Here is a 21,949-nt window from a genome sequence, read left to right as displayed (position 1 = left end):
ATGTCCCTCCACGACCGTCCCGCCCCGCAGACGCCCGCCCACTGGCTTGGGCCCGGCGCGCCCGGCTACGACACGGCGCGCCGCATCTGGAACGGCATGCACGACCGCCGGCCTGCCTTCATCGCCCCGTGCAGCACCCCGGGCCAGGTATCCGAGGCCCTGCGCTACGCGGCCCGCACCGATCTGGAGGTCACGGTCAGGGGCGGCGGCCACAATGTCGCCGGCACCGCGGTCGCCGACGGCACCCTCATGATCGATCTGGCGCCCATGCGGAGCGTCACCGTCGACCCGGTCGCCCGCATCGCACAGGCCGGCGGCGGCGCTCTGCTCGCCGACCTTGACGCCGCCACCACACCGCACGATCTCGCCTGCCCGGCTGGCGTGGTCTCCCACACCGGCCTGGGCGGCCTCACCCTCGGCGGCGGCTATGGATGGCTCGCCCGCACCTGGGGACTGACCTGCGACCACCTTCTGGCGGCCGAAGTGGTTCTCGCGGACGGCTCGGTCGTCGAGGCCACCGACGCCGACCACGCCGACCTGCTGTGGGCGCTGCGCGGAGGAGGCGGCAATTTCGGCATCGTCACCCGCTTCACCCTCCGCCTGCGCCCCGTCGGCCCCGTCCACTACCACACCGGTGTCTATCCCCTGGCCGTCGCACAGGACGTGCTGGCCGCCTACCGGGACTTCGCCGTCGGCCAGCCCGACGAGCTGCACACCGTCGGCGCGCTCAAGCCCGCGGGTACCGCGGCCTGGATCCCCGCCGAACTCCACGGCCGACCCGCCCTGTTCCTCACCGCTGCCTGGTTCGGCGAGCCGGACGACGGACCGGTCCACACCGCCCCGTTCTTCGAGACCACCGGCCCCGCTGCCACCCTCGTGCGGCGCATGTCGTACGCGGAGCTCCAGAGCCTGGGCGACCACGGCGAGCCCGCCGGGCACCGCTACTTCACCAAATCCTGCTATCCCACCGACCTCACCCCCGAGACGGCCGCCGCGTTCATCGCCGCCGGGCAGGAGATCCCCTCGGCCCTGTCCTCCATCGACTTCGAGTACCTGCGCGGCGCCATCGAGCATGTCCCAGACGAGGATTCGGCGTTTCCCAGCCGCAACGCACCGTATATCTTCACCGCCTCGTCCCAGTGGACCGACCCGCAGCAGGACACGCCGAACATCGCCTGGCCCCGCCGCAGCATCGAGCGCCTCGCACCGATGTGCACCGGTGGCGCCTACGTCAACTACCTCCACGACGAGGCGCCCGGCCGCGTCCTGGAGATCTACGGCTCAGACCGTCACACCCGCCTGGCCGCCGTGAAGAAGGCATACGACCCCGCCAACACCTTCCGGCGCAACCAGAACATCCCGCCCACGCCGTCCTGACGCCCACGCCCCGGGAGAGACCCCGCATGTCGCAGCAGCCCCAGTCCCTCGCCCTCCTGAAGCCCCCCTCCGTCCACTCCAGCAACGCCCCCGATGCATTCGTCACGGTCCTGCGCTCACCGTGGTACGGCCTGGTTGCCGACCTCTACGACGTCGTGGAGCGGACCACTGGACAGTACGCACGCTCCAAGGGCCTGAAGAATCTGTCCTTCCCGCTCACGACCCGGACTGTGACCTGCCCGAACGCCTTCGGCAGCGATTCCGAGCCCGTGCCGGTGAACGTTCTCGGCGTGGATACGTTCCTGCCCGACAGCATGCAGTTCGCCCTGGAGTACGGCTGCCGGCTCGCGCCGGGCGGCTGCTACAGCATCCTGCCCTCCTACCGCGGCGAGAATCCGGACGAGACCCATCTCAACCAGTACACGCACAGCGAAGCCGAGATACCCGGCGGCCTCGACGACATGATCAGTTACGTCGACGGCTACGTGAAGACGCTCGCCGCCGCGGTCCTGGACGAACACGGCGACCGTATCGCCCAACTCCGCGGCACCACCGCCCATGTCGAAAACATGGCCGCCCGGGGCGCCCCCTTCGAACGGATCACCTTCGATGAGGCCATGCGGCTCGTGGGTGACGTGGACGGCTGCGTCCGCGACGAGGGATCCTGGCGCTCGCTCACCCGCAAGGGGGAGCGCCTGATCATGCAGCGCGTCGACAACTTCGTCTGGGTCGACCACTTCGACTCGCTGGCCGTGCCCTTCTACCAGGCCTTCGGCGACGACGCCGGACGCACCGCCCGCAATGCCGACCTGTTCTTCGGACTCGGCGAGATCGTGGGAGGCGGCGAACGCCACTCGGACATCGAACTGCTGCGCAAGTCGATGGCCCTGCACGATGTCAACGAGCAGGAGTACGCCTGGTACGTGCGCATGCGCAAGGACCTGCCCATGGTCACCTCCGGCTTCGGCATGGGCATCGAGAGGTTCCTGATGTGGGTCCTGTCCCACGACGACATCCGGGACATCCCGCTCATGTCCCGGCTCAACGAGCACCCCGCCTTCCCTGACGCGGTCACCCGCCCCTAGCAGAAAGCCATCAGCGTGGAGACGAAGAACGCCGCCGGCACCAGCCCGAGCAGAAAGTGGGGAGTCCTCGGCCAGCGGGACTTCAGGCTTCTGTGGATCGGCGAGACCGCACGCGGCATCGGCAACAGTGTCACCGCGGTGGCCGTCCCCCTGGTAGCTGTTGTCACCCTCGACACCAGCGCCACCGCCGTGGGGGTGCTCACCGCCGCGGTCTGGTTGCCCTGGCTTCTGATCGGCCTGCCCGCCGGAGCATGGGTGGACCGGATGCGGCGCCGTCCCCTGCTCATCGCCTGCGCCGTCGTCTCCGCCATCCTCTACGCCACCGTCCCGGTCGCGGCCTGGCTCGACGTGCTCACCTTCACCCACCTCCTCGCTGTCGTGCTGGTCTGCGGCATCGCTGCGGTCTTCGTCCGCACCGCCGTGCACAGTTACCTGCCGACCGTGCTCACCGACGCGGACCTCCAAGAGGGCAACGCGCGCATCAGCGCCAGCGAATCCGCCACCGACGTGGTCGGCAAGGGCCTGGCCGGCCTGATCAGCCAGGTCTTCGGTGCCGTTACCGGTCTCCTCCTCGACGCTGTCACCTTCATCCTGTCCGCGCTCTGCCTCGCCGGTATCAAGGCCAAGGAGACCGAGCCGGAACGGCCCGATCAACCCGTGCCCTTGGGCCGGCAGATCGCCGAAGGTCTGAGGTTCGTGTTCGGCGACCGCTACCTGCGGCCCATCGTCACCTACGGCGCTCTGGTCAACTTCGCGCTCCTGGGATACCAGGCCGTCCAGGTCGTCTTCCTGGTCCGCACCGTCGGCGCGAACACCGCGACCGTCGGCGTGCTCCTGACCGCTGGCAGCATCGGCGGCATCGTCGGAGCCTCCGCGGCACCCGCCATCGGACGGCGCTTCGGCACCGCACGCGGCATGCTCGCCGCCCAACTGCTCACCGGGCCCTTCGCCCTGCTGCTCCCCCTGACGGCATCCGGCGCGGGCCTGGCGTTCTTCGCCGTGGGCACCTTCGTCCTCGGCTTCGGCATCGTCACCTGCAACGTGGTCCTGGCTTCCTTCCGCCAGACCTACTGCCCGCCGCGCATCCTCGGCCGTGTCGTCGCCACCACGATGGTCATCAACCACAGCACCATCCCGGTCGGCGCACTGATCGGCGGCTTCCTCGGCGATGCGGTCGGCCCCCGGCCCGCCATGTGGATCATGACCGCTGTTCTCGCTCCCTGCGGCCTCGTCCTCGCCCTGGGCCCCATGCGATCCCAGCGCGACCTGCCCGCAACAGTCCGGCCCGAGCCCGGCCCCGACACCCATGAGAAGGAACCCGCGTGACCACCCACGAACCGACCTCACAGGTCCGCTACTACGAGGACCTCGGCTGCTGGGTCGTCTGGGGCCGCAACGAGGTACAGGCCGCCCTCCAGGACCCGCGCCTGTCCTCCGAGACCCTGGACGCCGTCAACCTCAGCTACCTTCCCGCGGACATGCACGAAGAGTGCGCTCACCTCATCGAGACCATGCGCCGCTGGTTCGTCCTCCTCGACGGCACGAAGCACACCGAGGCCCGCCGGGCCATCCAGCCCATGTTCTCCCCCCGCCGCATCCGCCGGCTCGAAGAGACCATCCACATCATCCTCGAAGAGGAACTGGACAAGTTCGCCCGCTCCGAGCGGCACGACGCCATGCCCGACCTCGCGGACAACATCTCCGCACGCACCATCGCCCTGCTGCTGGGACTCCCCGCCGACCAGGGCGACCTCCTCCACGCCTGGGCCCGGCCCCTCGCCGACTTCCTCGCCGTCTCCTACCGGCCCGACTACGCACGCGCCGCACAGGCCTCGCTGCACGAGATGGCCGACTTCATCAAGAACGCACCCGACGAGGACGGCGAGTCCATCTGGAACAAGGCCCAGGGCAGTGAGTGGGACCGGCTCGCGACCTCGTCCATGGTGATGTTCGGCGGCCTGGAGACCACCGCTGGCATGATCGGCCTCGCCCTGTGGCACATGCTCGGCAACAACCTGACCCACACTATCGCGGCCGCAACCGACGACGAACCCGCCAAGGCCGTCGTCGAACGCGTCCTCGACCTCTATGCCCCCCTCGGGCACGTCGCCCGCCTCGCCACCCAGGACACGACCCTGGCCGGGCACTCGATCGCCAAGGACGACGTTGTCCTCGTCTCCCTCACCGGCCGTGACCTCTTCGACCACTCCGCCCCCACCACCCCGTTGGGACAGGGAACCGGCCAGCACCCCTCCGACCACATCGCTTTCGGATTCGGCATGCACTACTGCGTCGGCGCCCCGCTCGCCCGGCTGACCGTCGCAAAACTCCTCACCCTGTTCGCCCGCCGCTTCGCCAACGCCACGGTCAGCGACGTGAACTGGCGCGTCAACAAGACCTTCCGCGGCTTCGACAGACTCGTCCTCGACCTTCAGGCGCCCGCCGCGGCAACACCGCCCCAGCCCTGACACCACCTGTCCTCCGACCGCCGAACACCCCGAACCGAAAGAGCGCCCCACATGCAGCCGACTGCACTGATCTGTCTGCCCTTCGCCGGAGCAGGCGCCTCCTTCTTCAAGAAGTGGCAAAAGGACGCACCAGAGGGCATCCGCATCACCGCTGTCCAACTCCCCGGCCGCGAAGAACGCTTCCTCGACGACCCCATCACGGATGCCTCCGCCGCCGTGGAGGAGGCCTGGGACCGGATCACGGCCGAACTGGAAACCGCCGCACGCGCCGTCGTCTTTGGCCACAGTCTCGGAGCGGTCCTCGCCTACGAACTCGCCCACCTAATCGCCGACCGAGGACCCGTCCCCTTGGAGCGCCTGGTCGTCAGCGGCTCAGCCGGGCCCTGGAAGCCACGTGCCAACAGGGCCACCGGACTCAGCGACGAGGAGTTCCTCACCCGCGTCCGCGGCTTCGCCGGCTACGCCCACGACGCGATGCAGAACCCCGAGATGCTCGAACTCCTCCTGCCCGTCCTGCGGGCCGACGTCGAGATGCACGAGAACTACCGGCCCTCCACCGACACGCCTCTGAAGACACCGATCACCGCACTGCGGGGAACCGACGACGAACTCGTCGACGCAGCCCAGACCGCGCAGTGGGCCGCCGTCACCACTGCAGCCTTTACCACCGCTGAACTCCCCGGCGGACACATGTACCTCACCGATCACGGCCCTGGCGTTCTCCGCCTCATCGCCGCCGAACTGGACGACGCACCCGACCTCGGAGCAACCCCGCGATGACCGGCCGACTCGACGGCAAGACCGCTCTGATTACCGGCGCCGCCCGAGGCCTTGGCCGCGCAACTGCCATGGCCTTCGCCAGGGAAGGCGCCGACCTCGCCCTCCTTGACATCGCTGAGAGCCTCCCCGGCGTGCCCTATCCCCTGGGGTCGGCCAGCCAGCTCGACCACACCGCAGATCTGTGCCGCGAGGAAGGAGCCGCCGTACTCGTCCACCACACAGACGTACGACACCTCGACCAAGTTCAGGAGGCCGTGAACGCCGCGGCAGCCCGGTTCGGGCACCTTGACGTCCTCGTCAACAACGCCGGCATCGCCGCACCCTCGGGCAAGGCCACCCACGAGATCGAAGAGGACGAGTGGCAGCTCATGCTCGACATCGACCTCTCCGGAGCCTGGCGGCTGATCCGCTGTGCCGGCAGACTCATGGCCCAGCGCAAAACGGGAAGCATCATCAACATTGCCTCGACAGCGGGCCTGGTCGGCTACCGTCACTTCGCCGGATACGTCGCCGCCAAGCACGGACTCGTCGGCCTCACCAAAGCCGCCGCCCTGGACTACGGACCCCACAAGGTCCGCGTCAACGCCCTGTGCCCCGGCTCCGTCCGCGACGCCCCCCATGTCGAGGGCCGCATGCTGGCCGAGATTGCCCGCTCCCTGGACGTACCCGTTGACGAGCACGAACAAATCTTCATGCGCGACCAGCCCATGAATGCCCTGATCGAACCCGAGGACGTCGCCGACTCAGCACTCTGGCTGGCCTCCAACGAGAGCCGACAGGTGACCGGGGCTGTGATCACTGTGGATGGAGGGTTCTCCGCTCGCTGACCCGTTGACGACCCAGAACGCTGCAAGGTTTTGCGTACATCCCACTTCAGGTTGTGCGCCGCTGCCCCAGCACGCCGCCAGCGCAGGAGTCAGCGCCCGCATCAGCCACACCGCGACTGATCCGCTCGGCAAGCTGGCCCTGATCGCAACCGAGCACGGCATCGCGCTGATGCGAGGGGTTCGGATGTGCGCGGAGCGGACCAACGCTCGTTGCCGCAGAGCGGCAGGACGCCGGCGCGGGTGGCATCGCCCGGCTTCCACCAGACGCTGGCCGCGCTCCGAGTACCTGGTGCAGCCCGACTGGCTTGCCACGAGGACGCATCACCAGCGCGTCGCCCGCCGGTCCGCCACTGCGCCCACCCATCGTCGACCGCCTTCAGCGACACCCCGAAGACTGCAGCCACGTCCTCACGGTCCCGCCCTGCCACCAACGCGGCCACCGCCTTTAGCCGAAGGGCCTCCTGCGACGACGGCGACAGATGTCGTGCGTCCCCCACCAGATCGATCACACCCGCCCAACGACCCAGAACCCAAACCGTTTCGGATCACTAGGAGCCGTCGGACAGCGCGCGGCGCACGGTCGGCATACGTTTCCTGGTGGACCGCAGCACGAAGCGGGTCTGGGTGTCCGCGACGGCCTGTAGGAGGTCGAAGGCGTCGTAGGAGGCGTCCGCCAGTAGCAGCACCGAGGAGTCCAGACACCCCAGCAGGCGGCGGGCGTAGGCGAGTTCAGTGACATCGTTGGGGCCAAGACCTCGTCCAGCGCAGCGCGTGTCCCGCATTCCACGATGGCAACCAGGCGCACCAGGGGCTAGTCGAAGGTGCGGACCTTCCCGATGTGCTTGCGGTAGCGCCGGGCCACCGCCTTCTCGTCGGGGGCGGGCAGGGTGGTGCCGTCCACGGCAACCAGGCCGCCAACGGGGAGATCATCGTGAGCCGGGTATCGGAGGGCGAAACGCGTGATCGTTTACACCACCTCGCGGGACGTGCCCCGCACTGGTGCGCGAGCGCGATACCTCGGCGCTTTCACCACCCGGTACAAGTACTTCTCCCGCGGTGTGGTGAAAGCGTGTGAGGAGGTGTTCGCCGTCCTCGGCGCATCCCTCGGCGAGCACTGCGCACGATCGTGAGCCCCGTCCAGCCCGAGGGCAGCGCGGCGAACTGCGCCAGCACTATCGTGAGGGTATGGAGAACCAGCGTGGCGCGCTCGGTCTGGCCCTGCACGCTGTGGTGTTGTTCAACAGCCTCTCTATCGGCGCCGCCGTCAAGTAGTTGGCTGTCGACGGCTTCCCTGTCACCGATGAGCTGCTTGCTCGCCTCTCTCCGCTCCAGTACGACCACATCAACCTCCTGGGCCGCTATGCCTTCACCCGGCCGCCGGCTCCGGGACTGCGGCAGCTGCGCGACCCGCACAGCGACGATGAGATGGAGGACGGCGAGCACGGATGGCCCCGGGCCCGTGCAGTCGAAAGCAGCCTGGCCCGGAGTCACCACCTATGACGCCGGGCCGGACTGCCTTGGGTGTGAGTGAGTTGAGGCGTCGGTGGCCCAAGTGCCCCAGCGGTGCGGAGTGCAGAGCTGTCTCCTCCGCTGGTGTGGACCTAAGCGAGCCCTTAAGGCCGCTTCGGTGCACCTCGAATTCCGGGTCTGCCTCGCCCGGGCCGTGAGTGTGTCAGGCCTTCGGTGTGGTCGCGCGTCAGGAGACCGGGTATCGGGGGCGACACCCTGAACAAGGGGCGGAAGATCCAGGCGTCAGATCGTGTCGTCGAGCCAGTCGAAGATGCGCGCCACCGCCAAGCGAAGAGCACCGGGGTGGCAGTGCGCGTCGCCGCCTTCCTCCTCGGTGAAGGTCAGGAGCTTCTTCGGTGCGGTGAGGTGCTGGTACAGCTTGCGCGGATCGGGCTCTTCGGTGGCGGAGTAGAACAGGTCGGCGGCTGCTTCGCATACCAGGACGGGGCAGGAGATCTTCTCCGCGCTTCCGTCGTAGAAGTTGTAGCGGGCGTACTCGGCCAGGAAGGCCCTGTCGGTCGAGGTTCCCGTGACGTAGCGGCCATGGTCGCAGGCCCAGCGCAAGGTGGGGCTCTGCGCACGGGCGTCGGCGATGATGTGGTCCAGTTCCCCGTCGTGCTCGGCTGCCGCGCGCCGAACCACCTCGTCGTGCGGCAGCGGGAGGTGTGCGGTCAGGGCGGAGACGGCGTCGAAGACACCGTCGAGGGCGATGACAGCTGCGAGGCGCCGTTCATAGGCTGCCGCGCGAGGCGCCAGATAGCCGCCGAGGCTGACGCCGAGCAGCGCGATGCGGGCGGGGTCGACGCCCGGGTGCTGGGTGAGGAAGTCCAGGACGGGGCCGACCACGTTTTCCCAGTCCGGTCGAAAGATCAGCCCGTTCCGGTGGATGGCCGCGGGCTGCCCGGGGCCGTCGAAGGTCAGGACGTGGTAGCCGCGTTCCTGTCCGCCGCCGGCGCCGAGGAAGTGCAGCTCTTCGGCGGCGCCGTCGAATCCGTTGTGCATCACCAGCGTCGGCTGCTGGCCCTCGCCTGCCGCCCGGTAGAAGTAGCCGTGCAATACGGCGTCCTCGTAGGGGATCTGCACGGGAGTGATACCCGGGAGGTGGGCGACGGCATCGCGGAAACAGGCGACACCGTGCTGGTAGGCGTGGTCGATGCGCGGGTCGTGGGGGTTGCCATGGAGGAAGAACTCGGCCGCCCGGTAGTAGGTGGAAGCCCGCAGCAGCCCGTCCCGCGCGCTGACGGGGTGGCTTGCGCGAGCTTCGGCCTCCAGACGTTTGGCGGTGGACAGCCAGGCGTCGTGCCAGCCGTCGTAGTCGCCGGAGGCGACGTGGGAGGCGGTTGCGACGACTTCACCGACGTCCGAGCCTCCGTAGACGGCCAGGCCGAGATTACGCAGGGTCTCGAACCAGAACTGCTGATCGTCCTGGAACATCAGCTGCTGCATCGCATCTCCCTCTCAACGAGGGCCCGGAAGGTGCGCGGGGGCCGACCGGTGAGGCGCTGGACGGTGTCGGTGACGCGGTCCTCCGCCCCTTCGGCGACGGCACGGTCCATGCCGGCCAGCATTGCGGCGAACTCCACCGGCACCTGCGTCGTGAGGCGATCGCGCATCTGCTCGTAGGACAGACGGCGGTGGACCACGGGCCGACCGGTGACCTCAGTGATAACCGCGGCGATGTCGTCGTAGCCGAGTGCCTCGGGCCCGGTGAGGACGAGATCGGTGTTGGGGGCTTGCTCGTCGGTCAGAGCGCGCACGGCGACGGCCGCGATGTCCTCGGCGTCGACGAAGCCGACCTGGCCGCTCGCGGTGGCGGTCCAGATGATGCCCTCGTCGCGGATGCTGCGGGCGTGCGCGTGCGTGCCGGTGAAGTTCTGCATGAACCACGAGGGCCGCAGTACCGCCCATTGCTCGAACAGATCGGGCAGGGCCTGGTGCACCGTTCCCACCGCCGGGCCGCCCTCGGGGATGGCCGAGGAGCTCAGCAACACCGCGCGGTGTACGCCGGCCGGGCGGGCCTGCCGGAGGAACGGCAGCATGGTCGCCGCGGGGTCGGGGTCGCCCAGGGGCGGTATGAGGTAGACGCGGTCGACGCCGTCGAGGGCGGCCGCGTGGGTGGCGGGGTCGTACCAGTCGAAGGGGACCGGCTCTGCGCCGGCGACCGGGGTGGCCCGGCGGCTGGCGGCTTTGACGCCGTGCCCTGCGGCCATCAGCTGTGCGGCGGTGCGGCTTCCGGTGGTGCCGGTGGCGCCGATGACCAAAGTGGTGCTGGCGGTGCTCATCGGCTGCTCCCGACGAAGTCGACGCCGGGCTCCTGGACGGCGAGGGGGTTCCAGTAGTCGCGGTAGGAGGACATGTGCCCGTCTCGAACGGTCACGACGGCGATGTAGGTCATGTCGAAGGGAGCGTCACTCTCCACCAGGCGGCCGACGCCGCGCATCTCGACCACGATGGTCGCCGGATCGGTGGTCTGGTGGATCCGCAGGTCGGGGAAGTCGTGCAGGTCGATGTGGTCAGGGTAGTGGCGCATGTAGGTGGCGATGGCCTCCTTGCCCTCCAGACGCCGGGGCCAGCCGTCGGGGGCGAAGGGGAACTCCATGAGGCCGTCCTCGGCCCACAGGGCGACCCACGCGGGAATGTTCTTGTCGAGCAGGAGCCGCAGGCTGTGGCGGTATAGATCCGCCGGGGAGGTCGGTGCGGACATGGGTATCCTCCAGTCATAGAATCCGGACCCTGGGTCCACTTCAACGATATGGACCGCGGGTCCGTTTTGTAAAGGGAAGGAGCGGCATGCCCGAACGCCAGTCGTCTCGCAAGGACGCCATCCGCAACCGGGAGGCCGTGCTCGCGGCCGCCGATGTCCTCTTCACTCGCCGTGAGAGTCCCGAGGACGTCACCATGGCTGACGTCGCGGCTGCGGCCGGCGTCGGCAAGGGCACGCTCTTCCGGGCCTTCGGCGATCGCGCCGGGCTGCTCCGTGCGCTGTACGAGGCACGGCTCGAACCGATCAGGCAGGCCGTCGAGACCGGCCCACCACCCCTGGGACCCGCGACCCCACCGCACGATCGCGTACCCGCCCTGCTGGATGCTGTCCTGTGCTTCAAACTCGACAACCGGCGTCTCGCGCTGGCCCTGGAGGAAGGCGGGAGTACCAGCCCGTACCGGGCGGAGCACTACGAGCGGTGGCACAGCTTGCTCCGAGCCGTACTGGAGCAGATCCCCGGCCTGACCGACTGCGACTTCACCGCCCATGCCCTGCTCGCTGCCACACGCGCTGACCTCGTCGAGTACCTGTCCGGAGAAGAGCGCATGCCGCGGGAAAGAATGCGGTCACAGCTGGCGGACTTCGTCGCCAGAGTCCTGGCCTCCGGCCCACTGCAAGGGGTGACCGCCAAGGAGTGATCGAGGATCGGCCGAGTCCTTGAACAGTGATGCCGCTCGGAAACGACCCTTTGCCCGAGCAAGATCAAGAACGGTGCGCCGAACCCCTTCCGATCTTCGATGCTCGCGTGGATGCCCATGCTCGCCCTGACCGGCGAAACCCGCAGGTGGGAGCCCCGCCGCCGCCGGCTCCGCCTCTTCTCCGCCGCCCAACTGGTCACCACTGCCCGCCGCCGGTATCTGCGGTTCGCCCGCCACCGGCCCTGGACCGACGTGATCACCGGCGCACTGGCACGGCTCGAAGCTCTCCCGAACCCCGGCTGACCAGCACGTTCCCGTCCCTGCAAGCAGCACCACCCGACCGGAGAGGTGGAACCCGGCGCCCACCCGACGCGACAGCCGGGCCATCAGCCTGGCCACCACCAGCCCGAACAGCCGAAACGGTCCGCCGAAGAACCGGCGGACCGCCACGAATGATCGGAGTTAGGGCCGGGTTAGGGCATTCCTTGCCCGCGATCACCCTCGGTTACTATGCACACTTCATGCCGGAGGCCGGAAGCAGGGGGCGTACCGCCATCGACGGACTGCTCGGAAAGCAGGGAGAGCTGGGTGTCAGGCGAAACTCCCCAGAATCCCTCCAAGGAAGTTGACGGGGATTCCCCGTGGGGGAAGCCCCCGAAGGCGATCATGGTTTGCAAGGCTGAAGATGCGGGTGGTCTGGGAAAATGCTGAAAGAGGTCACTGCGACTCGCTACATCACGCCCTTGCGTGAGGGAGGTTCGCTGCCGGGGCTGGTCGAAGCCGACGACCTGGGCACGTACGTCATGAAGTTCACCGGCGCCGGACAGGGCCGCAAGACACTGATTGCCGAGGTGGTGTGCGGCGAGCTCGCCGGACGCCTCGGATTCCGTACACCCGGGCTGGTCGCTCTGTGGCTGGACCCGGTATTGGGGCTGGGCGAACCCGAGCAGCAGGTGCAGGAGCTGCTGAGGTCCAGCGGCGGCACCAACCTCGGGATGGACTTCCTCTCGGGTGCCCTCGGCTACGACCCGCTCGCCTTTCCGGTGAACCCCGAGGAGGCCGGTCGGATCATCTGGTTCGACGCGCTGGTCAACAACGTCGACCGCTCCTGGCGGAACCCCAATCTCCTGGTGCACCAGGGCGAGCTATGGCTCATCGACCACGGTGCCACGATGATCTGGCACCACAACTGGTCCTCCGCAGAAGCCGCCGCGGCCCGCCCTTACGACGCCTCCGACCACGCCCTCGCCCGCTTCGCCCCCGACGTCGCCGCCGCGGCGGCCGAACTGGCCCCCCTCGTCACCGAGGATCTGCTCGCCGAGGTCACCGCCGAGATCCCCGACGCCTGGCTGGCCGACGAGCCGGGCTTCGACACCGCCGACGACCTGCGCCGGGCCTACGCCCGGCCCCTGCTCGCCCGGGCGGCCTCCGTCCACCAGCGCATCACCGGCATCGGCACCAACGGCACCAACGGCACCAACGGCACCGAGGAGGGCAAGTGAGCGAGCGCCACGTCCACGTGGCCGGCCATGTGACCGAGCGGCACATCACCCGGGCGGGTCAGGGCGGCGATCGGGACGTGTTCGAGTACGCACTGCTGCGGGTCGTGCCCCGGGTGGAGCGCGGGGAGTGCATCAACGCGGGTGTGATCGTCTACTCTCGCGCGCAGGCCTACGTCGGCGCCCGCATCTATCTGGATGAGGCCCGGCTGCTGGCGCTGGACCCACGGGCCGACGTGGCCGGAATCCAGGCCGCGCTCGAGGCCGTGAAGAAGGTGTGCACGGGCGGGGACGCGGCCGGGCAGGCGGCCCGGGACGATGCCGGACGGCGCTTCCGGTGGCTGATCGCACCCCGTTCCACCGTCGTCCAACCCGGCCCGGTGCACACCGGTCTGACAGCCGACCCGGCCGCCGAGGCGGAACGGCTGTTGGACCTCCTGGTGAGGTAGTCGATCACGCCTGCGGGATGTGGCGTTGGCAGGGGACGTGGAACGTACCGGCCACAGGAGACCGCTGGTCACGCGGCTCTCGCTGCCCGTTGGGCGAAGGCGTGCCGGCTGTCTGCCCATGGCCGGCCCGCGGTGCCCCGCACCCGTGAGTGCGGGGCATCCCCGGGGGAGGGGCAACCGCGTCGGTAGCCCGCCGACAGGGTGCACCTGGGCGACGGGAGCGGCACCTCCGCCACCATCAGCGTCTTCCGACAGGCCGTGGAGTTCCTGCTGCGCGAGCTCGATCCGGCTCATCACCCGGTCGTGGTGAGGGGGATCTGACCACACTGGCCGGCCTGACGGGAGTGTGTCGTCGAGGCTCCCACTCGTGCCGTCACGGGCGGGACCCGGATGCCGCCGGCGGTCCCGCCGCGACCGGTGCGCTCACCACGTCCACGTCGCTCGCCCGGACGTAGGCGAGCCGGTGGCCGAACTGGATCTCGTAGTACCTCTCCTGGCCCTTCACCACCGGGTCGGCCGTGTCGGAGAACGATGACCTGACGACATACGACCCGTCGAGGCTGGCCTGTGTCACGTACCGCTGCCCCGCCAGCAAGCGGTACGGAAGCGGTGACTCCGGCTTCTCCGGGATGCTCTCCGGGTAGGCGTCCTCCTCCGGCAGGGCACGTCCGAACACCGGGATCTCGTCCAGGCCCTTCTTCGGCCTCACCATCCGGCCGCTCGCGCCGACGGCCGTGGGGTGCCCACCCGGATTCTTGAACCATGCTTTCCGGCCCTGGTACCAGATGGCCGTCCACGCGCCGCTGCGTCCGGCGACGGCGAAGATCTGGCCGGCGGAGACGCGCGACCCCAGGTCGTTGACGTCCTCCGTGGAGTCGTCGCCGTCCGGCCTGCGGCCCGGGTCCTGGACCAGCGGGGCGTCCTCGTCCGGTTCCGTGTGGAGGCGGACGGCACTGGAGCCGTGCGGCGGACACGGTCCACCGCTGTCGTCGCACCCGGTGAACACCGGCTTGTGGGCGGCGTAGTCCGGCAGGATCATCACCATGCCGCTGCCCGGTCCGGCCGTGGACCGCAACGGCGCGCCGAGGAGGTCGAAGTAGTGCCGCCAGTCCCAGAAGGGACCGGGGTCGTCGTGCATGTCCGGGATGGTGGCGGCGGTCGGTGACGGCACGTCGTAGTGGCCGAAGATGTGCTGCCGGTCGAGCGGGATGCCGTACTTCTTCGCCAGATAGCGCACCAGGCGTGCGGAGGCCCGGTACATCGGTTCCGAGTACCAGGTGCCGGGCCGGCTCAGAAACCCCTCGTGCTCGATGCCGATCGACCGGGCGTTCACGAACTGGCTGCCGGAGTGCCAGGCTTCGTCCTTGGTCCGGACATGCTGGGTGATGTGGCCGTCCCGGGAGCGGATCGAGTAGTGCCAGGACGCCTCCGTCGGATCCTGCACCGTCTGGAACATGATCGGCAACCGGGCTTCGGTGTCGTGGATGACGATGTACTCGATCTTCTGGTCCCGGGGCCGGTCGGCGAGGTCGTAGTTGCCGTATTCGCCGTCATCGATCTCCTCGTGCGGCGCGCTGAGCCAGTCGCAGGAGAGTTCCGGGGGGCACTCGACCTCCTGCTGCCGCCGCGTCGGCTGTGGCCGGGTGATGTGGTGGCGAACACCGGGTCTGGGGTTGAGGGTGACGTCCTCTCCCTCAGCGGTGGTGCGGTGCGCTCCCTTGCGGATCAGGGCGAAGACGTCGTGCGCGTACGTCGTCGCCGACGTGGTGTCCTGGGTGCCGGCGAAGCGCTTCACCGCTTCCCACCAGTCCGCCGGATCGTCGCTGAGAGGCTTGCCGAGCTGCCTTTGTGTGGCCGCCAGCAGCGCCGCGCCGCCGCGCACGTTGGCGGCCGGGTCCGTCCGCAGGCGTCCGGCCGGGAGCCGGATCAGACGAGCGGCGCGCTCCAGGGTCGCCGACTGCCCCGCGTGGCTGCGCGGGGCGCCGGATGCATGTGCGGCGGGCGCGTGCGCCGGCCCCGTGTGCGCGCCGTGCCGCGCCGGGGGACCCGCCGCCGGCGCGGGGAACCGACCCCGGCCGGTTCCGACGTCCAGTAGGTGCATCGGCCCGTAGCCGCCCGCGACGCTCGGATCACCCGGATGGGCGTCCCATCGTGACTGCATGTAGGACACGCCCATCAGTACGCTCTGCGGTACGTGGTACGCGTGGGCGGCGTCCGCGAAGACGTCCTGTAACTGGTCCGGTGCCTCGTGCCGGCCGGACGCCGGGACGAACAGCACCGGTGCCATCAGCGCCGCGGAGGCGAGCAGACATGCCTTCCGGCGGTGTCCGCGGAGTACGTCGGGCACACATGAGGCGGCCGTTCTCCTCATACACGGTTCTCCAGACTCGCTCGTCGTCACCAGGACAGCGGAGTTGTCCTTCACACCCCCCTCGTACGTTGCCGTGCCCGGCGCGCTGCGTCGCGCCAAGGGTCACCAAGGTGGCGGAGCCATCCGCCGCAGGCCACTCGGTCAGCGGCGTGGGGCTGCTCCCGGCGCCCGTCCGAACGCGGTCCGCTCAGTCCTCGACCGGGTCCACCCGCCAGTCGGGATGGCCCGGCATCGGCGGGGTGTGCGGTCCGTAGAGCCAGGGGGTCAGGAAGGGCTTCAGGTCCTCGCCGGCGACCCGGGAGGCGAGGGAGACGAAGTCCTGGGTGCCGGCCGCGCGGCCCCGGTAGGTCGTCACCCAGGACCGCTCGATCCTGTCGAAGGTCTCCGGGCCGACCTCTTCCCGTAGGGCGTACAACACCAGCGCCGATCCGTCGTAGCGCATCGCCTTGAAGAGGGTGGGTTCCGTGGGCTCGGCCGGTGCCCCCGCGTCGTACCGCCACTGGTCGTGCTGCTCGTAGGCCGCCTGCATGGCGTCTTCCAGGTCGGTGCCACCGTGTTCGTCGGAGTACAGACGCTCGTAGAAGCGGGCGTGCCCCTCGCTCAGCCACAGGTCGGACCAACGCCGGATGGCGACGCTGTCCCCGGTCCACTGGTGGGCCAGCTCGTGGACGAGATCGCGTTCGGCATCGATCCGGTCGCCCGTCAGGTCGCCCTTCGGTACGACGGACAGGGACTGGGTCTCCAACGCCACGGGCAGTTCGCCGTCCCCTACCAGGACGCCGTAGCGGCGGAACGGGTACGGGCCGAGCCTCTGTTCCAGCCAGGAAAGGTGGTCCGGAACGAGGGAGCGGTACGCCTCGGTCCCGCTGACCAGACCGTTCGGGACCACGTCCCGTACGGGGAGCCCGCCCGGGCCGGTGCGGTCGACGAACGTGAACCTGCCGATCGCCACTTGCACCAGCTGCGCGGCGATCGGCTGTTCGGAGTCGTAGGTCCACTTGACGCGTCCGTCCGGTCTCCGGGCGGTGCCGACGAGGCGCCCGTTGGCCACCGCGCTGACGTCCGGAGGGGTGGTGACGTGGAAGGTCACCGGCGCCCGCAGGCTCGGGTGGTCGTTCGCCGGGAAGATCATTTTTGCGCCGTCGGGCTGTGCGTAGAGCACGGTGCCGTTGGGTGTGGGTACCCAGCCGTAGTCCTGGATCGCGTCGTCGCGGTGACGTCGCTGCGTCGGATCGGCGGTGTAGGTGACGCGGACGGTGAACGTGTCTCCGCGGGGGATCGGTTTCGCGGGAGTGATGACGAGTTCGTCGCCGTCGCGGACGGCGGCGGCCGGCGTGCCGTCGACCGTGATGGTGTGGAGCGTGTTGCCGGCGAAGTCGAGATCGAAGCGGGACAGGGACTGTGTGGCAGAGGCGCGGATGACGGCCCGGGCGGCGAAGGGCGTTCGCGGTGCCCGCCAGTCGAAGTCGAGCGTGTAATGGCGGACCGTATAGCCGCCGTTGCCTGCGCGTGGCATCAGCGGATCGCCGATGCCCGGCGAGCCGGGAGACGCGGCCGGTCCTGACGAGGCCACCGGGCCGGGAGCGGGCGAGCGGTGGGGTCGGTGGGGAGGCACGTCGGCGAAGACAACGGCGGCGGTGCACGCGCCGGCGCCCGCGAGGCCGAGGGCGAGAGCCGGAATCGTGATCTTCATGACTGCACTATGGCAGTGATATAGATTTATCGCATAAAATGCATGTTTTGACGGACTGTGTGCTGATGGGGCATGTGTGCGGGGGTGGGTCCTGCGGCGTCGTGGACCGCAGGGGCTTCCTCTCCTCTCCGGGTCGCGGTCCGCCGTGGAGCGCCGCTGGCCTCCACCTCCTCGCCCTGCCCTGCGGCCGGCTGCGGCAGCAGGTCCTCCAGCCGCACCTCACGCACGGGCATGCTGAAGCGGCCAACCCATCGATGCCGCAGGCTGAGGGGTGCCCCGCAACCGCTGGTCACGGAGCGGGTAGGGGTGCGGAAACGGTATGGCTGCCGGTTCGTGGTGCCGGTATCGCCCGGGCTCCGGACCCCGCCGTACGGACGGCCTGTGTGCAGAGCATGATGCAGATGACCAGCCAGCAGTCAACGACGACCCCGTGGCGCCCCACCGGCCCCAAGGAGCTGGATCTGGTGTGCGAGCTGAACTGGCGTGCCTGGCCGCCCCACTGCCCGAGCAGCCGATCTTCTCCCCGGTCTTCAACGAGGACTTCTGCGGTCAGGATCGCACGGGACTGGAACGTGAAGCACGATGACGCCGGCTTCGTCACTCGTTTTGAGGTCGAGTCGGAGTTCTTGAGCCGGTATCCCATCCAGCAGGCCGGCGGGCGGACGATCCTCAAGCTCTGGGTTCCGGCCGAGGAACCGGACGACTTCAACGCCCACATCGTAGGCGAGATCCGGGTCGTCCACGAGTTCCGCTGAGACGGGGCTCTTGCTGACGGACCTACCCTACTGGTCCGGGTGCAATGATCTTGCTGTGGCTGGTGCGATCCCGGCGTCGGAGTCGTCCTGGACAGCCCCGTTCACCGGGCGGAGCCCGCGCACCTTCGGAAGCTGGTGACGGTTCTGCGGTGCGAGGTAACGGACGTGGTCCGCAAGGGCCGACTGCGGAGCCTTCCACTGGAGGACCGGATCCTGCTGGTCGCAGCGAACTGGCGTACGAACCTGACCATGCGCCAGCTCGCACCGTCGGTGATCCGTACGACATCGCCCCCAATGCCGCGCTGGAACCGCCGCCTCTGCCCGTCTTCACCTCGCTACCCAACCATCTGCGCACACCCAAGCGGAGCCGGCAGGAGGGACTGGAGCCGGGGAGACGGATCGGAGCCGAGGCTCGTGTCACGTGCCCCGGCGATGCGGCAGAGCGCCCATTGCCAGGGGCGTCCCGTGATGGCTCGTGAGATGGCGCTTCTCGGCGAAGTCGCCGAGCTGACCGCCTGGTCCGAGAGAATGCGGCTGATCGTGCGCCGGGTCAACACCCTCACGGTGGGATGCGAAGAGCTGACCACCTTCGAAGAGCGCAACGGCCGGCGCTACCAGATCACCGCCACGAACTTCCCCGCCCACCAGGGACTTTCCGGGGTGCCGGGCTCCGGACAGGTGTGGTTCGTCGATGCCCTCTACTGATCACGCGAAGGTCGAGGACCGTGTCAAAGCGATCAAGTCAAGCGGGTCGGCCTCGGGCTGCCATCCTCGAAGTCCTGGCAGCTCAACTCCGCCTGGGTACGAGCCGCCACGATCGCCGCCGACCTCGACGCCTGGACGCGGCTCCTCCTCCTACGCGACGAGCCCGTACTCGCCGCCGCGCAGCCGGAGACTTCCGGATGAAGCTGTACCGCCTACCCGCCCGGCTCACCGCCCACGCCCGCAGACGCACCCCGCACCTGGCCCGCACTTGACGGCCGGCCATCACCCCGACGACATCGGAGAGGAGAAGACCGCACCACCCGCGGGTCCGTGGAACCCGACGCCCCCACAGCGACACGTGACGGCCAGTCCTCGACACGGCACGGGATATATCGAGCGGCCAGCCGATCACAACACCGCGGTCAGCCCTCGGAGGAATCGAGGTCAAGGTCTGTGCTGGCGCTGGGGAACCACTGTAATGCGATCTTCACTCATCTGCTTCGATTCACTCGACAGTGAATCGCGACTGTTTATACGCTCTTTTTGTGCATCGGTTGCGTTGGTGCACCTTGGATAACCCTGAAAGGGTGGCGGATCATGTGGAGAATCCAGACCATCAACTCGTGGACCAAAGAGCCGGGTAGGATTTTTGGCGGCCTCGACGAGGATGTCAGTTTTCCGGCAGTGGGGGATCCGCTCATTCCGGGTGGGACGTACATCGTGGCGCCGAGCGCTGTAGGTTCCCTGCTGATAAAAGATAAGGGGTTGCTTCTTGAGATTAACGGTGTAGAGGTTCCGTATGGTGGCGACGGCGTCTTCGGATTCGACTGGGGTCATGCTGAAGCTGACGTCACCGTTATCGGGGGGCGTACGAAGCAGACGGTTCCTCTGCGCCGCGACCTGCTTGATTGCGGACCTCTTTTGCCGGAAATCATAACGCATATACGTAATGCGCCCGATCTGCGTCCTTTTTGGGATGCTGATCCGCTGCGATTGCTCTACAAGACAGGCTTCCCGGCTGCTGCCAGGTACAACATAGAAGACATGCTGAGGGAGGGTGAGGTAAGCCCGTGGGATCAATTCGTGGAATATCTGCGCAGCATCAAATTCGTGGAGTACGCGGAGATGGGGGACGCGGAAAAGGCGAACTGGTGGGTCTGCACCGGGTGCAAGACCGGGTTTGCAACCCTAGCCGCAGCGGCTGTCGCGACAGCGGTTGTCATTGTCGCTGCGTCGGGTGGGGTGGCCGCCCTGGCGGGAACCGCGGCCGTTGTCGCCCTGGCAGCTGCCTCTGGACTCACCGCTACGATGATCGCGGGTATGTTGGTCACCGCCGTAAGCGCGGTTGCTGGCGCGGCTCTCGGTACCTTCCTGCAAGGTCTGTGCTCTGAGCTCGGGGCCTGCGAACCGGCTGAAAACACGAGGTGATGCGGCCGGGGCCTGACTGCGTAGCCCGCCAAAGTGGTTGTTCCCAGCGGACCGGCGGGGGACGACCATGGTCCGCTCTGGCAGCCGGATACGCGGCCGGGCGTGTGAAACGTTGGAGTTTGCCGGGTCTTCAAAGTTGAGCGGTGCGGAGGTGTCCGCGGGCTCGGCGGGTGGTGACGCAGCGTGTCCGTAGCCGCTGGTTGTCGGCATTGCGAAGGCCGAACGCGTTGCGGGCGACGAGCTTGATCACGCGGTTGATGCCTTCGCTCTTGGCGTTGCTGTGCCCGGTGTCGATGAATGCGGCGATCTCGGCCCACCAGCGGTCGACGGTGACGGAGAGCTGCCGCACCTCGGGGATGTCGGAGTCCGCGCACCATGTGAGGAACTTCCAGCGGGCGTGGCCGACTTGGTGACGGTCGGCGCCGGTTCTCGCCAAGGCGAGGAGGTTGCGCAGGTTCTCCTTGGCGATCCATGCCGTCAGCAGGGTCTGGCCGATCCTCCCCTCGCCCAGCAGCGTGTTCCACATCGTGGCGAACTGCTCGTCGGTGAGGTCCTCGCGGTTGCGCAGCAGGCGCCGCCTGGCTTTCCATTCCGGGTCACTGGCGCGCCCGCGTCGGCCGCGCGTCTCGGCGGTGGTGCGGCGCCGGACCATGGACAGCATCTTGTTGGCGAGCTGGACGACGTGGAAGTGGTCGACCACGACGGTGGCTTGCGGGAGACCGGTGCGGACGGCGGCGCGGTAGGTGGCCGACATGTCGATGGTCACGTACTCGATGCTCTTTCTCCAGGTCAGCGGGGTGGCGGTGAGCCAGGCGAGCACATCGGCGACGGTGCGGCCCTCGACCTGTCCGAGCAGGCCGCCGGTGCCGAGCGCGTCGACGAACCCCGTATGCCACCGGTCGCGCGTCAGCATCCACTTGCCCGTGGCGGGGTCCTGTTCCCAGCGCGGCCGTCCGCGCCGGGTCTCGTCGATGCCCAGCACCTTCACCTCGGGCAGCGGGGCGTCGGTGACCTCGTTTGCGACGGCGCGGAAGGCGTCCATCACGGTCGGCCAGGACAGACGCAGATCCCGGGCGGCCTGGATGACGGTGGAGGCGGCGTCGCGTATTCGCCGTCCGGCGGCACCGCGCAGTCGCATGGTGATCCGTGCGCCGGCCGGTAGCTGCGGGATCTGCTCGGTGAAGGACCGGCGCGGACAGCCGGCCTCCCGGCACCACCAGCGGCGCTTGTGCCAGCGGAACTCCAGTCCGCTCTCGCCGTACGGCAGATCGCGGGGCCGGGTCACCGCCGAGCCCTTCACTCTGGTGGCGAACACCCCGCAGGCCGGGCACGCCCGGGCCCTGTCATCGGCCGTGGCCAAGTGGACCCGGCGTATCCCGCCCGCCAGCCGCTCGACCCGGACGACGGACACCCCGTCGAGGTCGAGCAGCAACGTCGTATCGTTGAGCAAGCCCGTGGCTCCTGCATGATCGTTCTGCGTAGAGAACAGAAATGATCACGCAGGGCCACGGGCATCTTGCGTCCAGGGCCAAGCAGCCCGACCCAACACGGAGCGTGACGCCGTGTCAGCAAGCCGAACCAGCGCACCGCTCAACTTCGAA

20 protein-coding genes and 3 pseudogenes are annotated in these 21,949 nt (G+C 68.7%); 16 read left to right on the top strand and 7 right to left on the bottom strand.

Features of this window, described 5'->3' with window-relative positions; genetic code table 11:
- From LK06_RS03260 to LK06_RS03235, 6 genes are read left to right on the top strand one after another with little or no spacing between them, the layout of a single operon-like run.
- Nucleotides 1-1,377, top strand: a complete 1,377-nt coding sequence (locus tag LK06_RS03260) for an FAD-binding oxidoreductase (protein WP_063891062.1) — start codon at nt 1-3, stop codon at nt 1,375-1,377.
- Nucleotides 1,378-1,403: 26 nt separating this feature from the next.
- Nucleotides 1,404-2,462 (top strand): amino acid--tRNA ligase-related protein, encoded by a 1,059-nt coding sequence (locus tag LK06_RS03255; RefSeq protein ID WP_043435866.1) that lies wholly within the window; start codon nt 1,404-1,406, stop codon nt 2,460-2,462.
- Nucleotides 2,463-2,477: 15 nt separating this feature from the next.
- Nucleotides 2,478-3,788, top strand: coding sequence for an MFS transporter (locus LK06_RS03250; RefSeq protein ID WP_043435864.1), 1,311 nt, complete (start codon nt 2,478-2,480; stop codon nt 3,786-3,788).
- Entirely contained in the window at nt 3,785-4,930 is a 1,146-nt protein-coding gene (locus LK06_RS03245; RefSeq protein ID WP_043435862.1) for a cytochrome P450, read from the top strand. The genes LK06_RS03250 and LK06_RS03245 overlap by 4 nt, the downstream gene beginning before the upstream one ends.
- A 51-nt stretch (nt 4,931-4,981) precedes the next feature.
- The gene (locus LK06_RS03240; RefSeq protein WP_043435860.1) at nt 4,982-5,710 is read left to right on the top strand and encodes a thioesterase II family protein; all 729 of its coding nucleotides are present in this window, start codon (nt 4,982-4,984) and stop codon (nt 5,708-5,710) included.
- On the top strand, nt 5,707-6,537 hold the full coding sequence (locus LK06_RS03235) for an SDR family oxidoreductase (RefSeq protein ID WP_043435858.1): 831 nt from the start codon (nt 5,707-5,709) through the stop codon (nt 6,535-6,537). Before LK06_RS03240 ends, LK06_RS03235 begins: the two co-directional genes overlap by 4 nt.
- A 548-nt stretch (nt 6,538-7,085) precedes the next feature.
- On the opposite strand, the gene LK06_RS03225 is transcribed toward LK06_RS03235, so the two are convergent.
- On the bottom strand, nt 7,086-7,319 hold the full coding sequence (locus LK06_RS03225) for a hypothetical protein (RefSeq protein WP_043435855.1): 234 nt from the start codon (nt 7,317-7,319) through the stop codon (nt 7,086-7,088).
- 177 nt (nt 7,320-7,496) lie between these two features.
- On the opposite strand from LK06_RS03225, the gene LK06_RS32985 reads away from it, so the two are divergent.
- On the top strand, nt 7,497-7,667 hold the full coding sequence (locus LK06_RS32985) for a hypothetical protein (RefSeq protein WP_159025270.1): 171 nt from the start codon (nt 7,497-7,499) through the stop codon (nt 7,665-7,667).
- A 142-nt stretch (nt 7,668-7,809) separates the two neighbouring features.
- On the top strand, nt 7,810-8,037 hold the full coding sequence (locus LK06_RS03220; protein ID WP_052319113.1) for a Tn3 family transposase: 228 nt from the start codon (nt 7,810-7,812) through the stop codon (nt 8,035-8,037).
- Nucleotides 8,038-8,289: 252 nt separating this feature from the next.
- Here the strand turns inward: LK06_RS03220 and LK06_RS03215 are convergent, their stop codons facing one another.
- From LK06_RS03215 to LK06_RS03205, 3 genes are read right to left on the bottom strand one after another with little or no spacing between them, the layout of a single operon-like run.
- The gene (locus tag LK06_RS03215) at nt 8,290-9,492 is read right to left on the bottom strand and encodes an alpha/beta hydrolase family protein (RefSeq protein WP_043435853.1); all 1,203 of its coding nucleotides are present in this window, start codon (nt 9,490-9,492) and stop codon (nt 8,290-8,292) included.
- A complete protein-coding gene (locus LK06_RS03210; protein WP_043435852.1) occupies nt 9,480-10,328 on the bottom strand; it encodes an NmrA family NAD(P)-binding protein in 849 nt (282 codons plus the stop codon). The genes LK06_RS03215 and LK06_RS03210 overlap by 13 nt, the downstream gene beginning before the upstream one ends.
- Nucleotides 10,325-10,750 carry a nuclear transport factor 2 family protein gene (locus LK06_RS03205; RefSeq protein WP_039654141.1) on the bottom strand — a complete coding sequence of 142 codons (426 nt, stop codon included), beginning with the start codon at nt 10,748-10,750 and terminating at the stop codon, nt 10,325-10,327. Before LK06_RS03205 ends, LK06_RS03210 begins: the two co-directional genes overlap by 4 nt.
- A gap of 86 nt (nt 10,751-10,836) precedes the next feature.
- On the opposite strand from LK06_RS03205, the gene LK06_RS03200 reads away from it, so the two are divergent.
- From LK06_RS03200 to LK06_RS03185, 4 genes and pseudogenes are all read left to right on the top strand, one after another.
- Nucleotides 10,837-11,448: a TetR/AcrR family transcriptional regulator gene (locus LK06_RS03200; protein ID WP_039654140.1), complete on the top strand. Its 612-nt coding sequence runs from the start codon at nt 10,837-10,839 to the stop codon at nt 11,446-11,448.
- A 99-nt stretch (nt 11,449-11,547) separates the two neighbouring features.
- Nucleotides 11,548-11,751 (top strand): annotated as a pseudogene (locus tag LK06_RS03195) (transposase); the annotation flags it as partial.
- A gap of 401 nt (nt 11,752-12,152) precedes the next feature.
- The gene (locus LK06_RS03190; RefSeq protein ID WP_043435850.1) at nt 12,153-12,950 is read left to right on the top strand and encodes a HipA family kinase; all 798 of its coding nucleotides are present in this window, start codon (nt 12,153-12,155) and stop codon (nt 12,948-12,950) included.
- Complete coding sequence (locus tag LK06_RS03185; RefSeq protein WP_039654137.1) at nt 12,947-13,396, top strand: DUF3037 domain-containing protein; 450 nt, start codon at nt 12,947-12,949, stop codon at nt 13,394-13,396. Before LK06_RS03190 ends, LK06_RS03185 begins: the two co-directional genes overlap by 4 nt.
- 373 nt (nt 13,397-13,769) lie before the next feature.
- On the opposite strand, the gene LK06_RS03180 is transcribed toward LK06_RS03185, so the two are convergent.
- Complete coding sequence (locus tag LK06_RS03180; RefSeq protein ID WP_086083043.1) at nt 13,770-15,767, bottom strand: N-acetylmuramoyl-L-alanine amidase; 1,998 nt, start codon at nt 15,765-15,767, stop codon at nt 13,770-13,772.
- A 187-nt stretch (nt 15,768-15,954) separates the two neighbouring features.
- Nucleotides 15,955-17,460, bottom strand: a complete 1,506-nt coding sequence (locus LK06_RS03175; RefSeq protein WP_234367346.1) for a M1 family metallopeptidase — start codon at nt 17,458-17,460, stop codon at nt 15,955-15,957.
- Nucleotides 17,461-17,861: 401 nt separating this feature from the next.
- On the opposite strand from LK06_RS03175, the pseudogene LK06_RS03170 reads away from it, so the two are divergent.
- The 4 genes and pseudogenes from LK06_RS03170 to LK06_RS32980 all read left to right on the top strand — a co-directional run bounded on the left by LK06_RS03170 (nt 17,862) and on the right by LK06_RS32980 (nt 20,348).
- Nucleotides 17,862-18,215, top strand: a pseudogene (locus tag LK06_RS03170) (hypothetical protein).
- 55 nt (nt 18,216-18,270) lie between these two features.
- A pseudogene (locus LK06_RS03165) lies at nt 18,271-18,482 on the top strand (helix-turn-helix domain-containing protein); the annotation flags it as partial.
- A 201-nt stretch (nt 18,483-18,683) separates the two neighbouring features.
- A complete protein-coding gene (locus LK06_RS33625; RefSeq protein ID WP_167747924.1) occupies nt 18,684-18,920 on the top strand; it encodes a hypothetical protein in 237 nt (78 codons plus the stop codon).
- A gap of 597 nt (nt 18,921-19,517) precedes the next feature.
- The gene (locus LK06_RS32980; RefSeq protein ID WP_159025269.1) at nt 19,518-20,348 is read left to right on the top strand and encodes a hypothetical protein; all 831 of its coding nucleotides are present in this window, start codon (nt 19,518-19,520) and stop codon (nt 20,346-20,348) included.
- 130 nt (nt 20,349-20,478) lie between these two features.
- Here the strand turns inward: LK06_RS32980 and LK06_RS03155 are convergent, their stop codons facing one another.
- Nucleotides 20,479-21,798, bottom strand: coding sequence for an ISL3 family transposase (locus LK06_RS03155; protein WP_043432648.1), 1,320 nt, complete (start codon nt 21,796-21,798; stop codon nt 20,479-20,481).
- Nucleotides 21,799-21,949: the final 151 nt, after the last annotated feature.

Origin of the sequence: Streptomyces pluripotens (assembly GCF_000802245.2) — a bacterium.
GTDB classification, from domain to species: domain Bacteria; phylum Actinomycetota; class Actinomycetes; order Streptomycetales; family Streptomycetaceae; genus Streptomyces; species Streptomyces pluripotens.
This window is presented reverse-complemented; position numbering and strand designations above follow the sequence as displayed.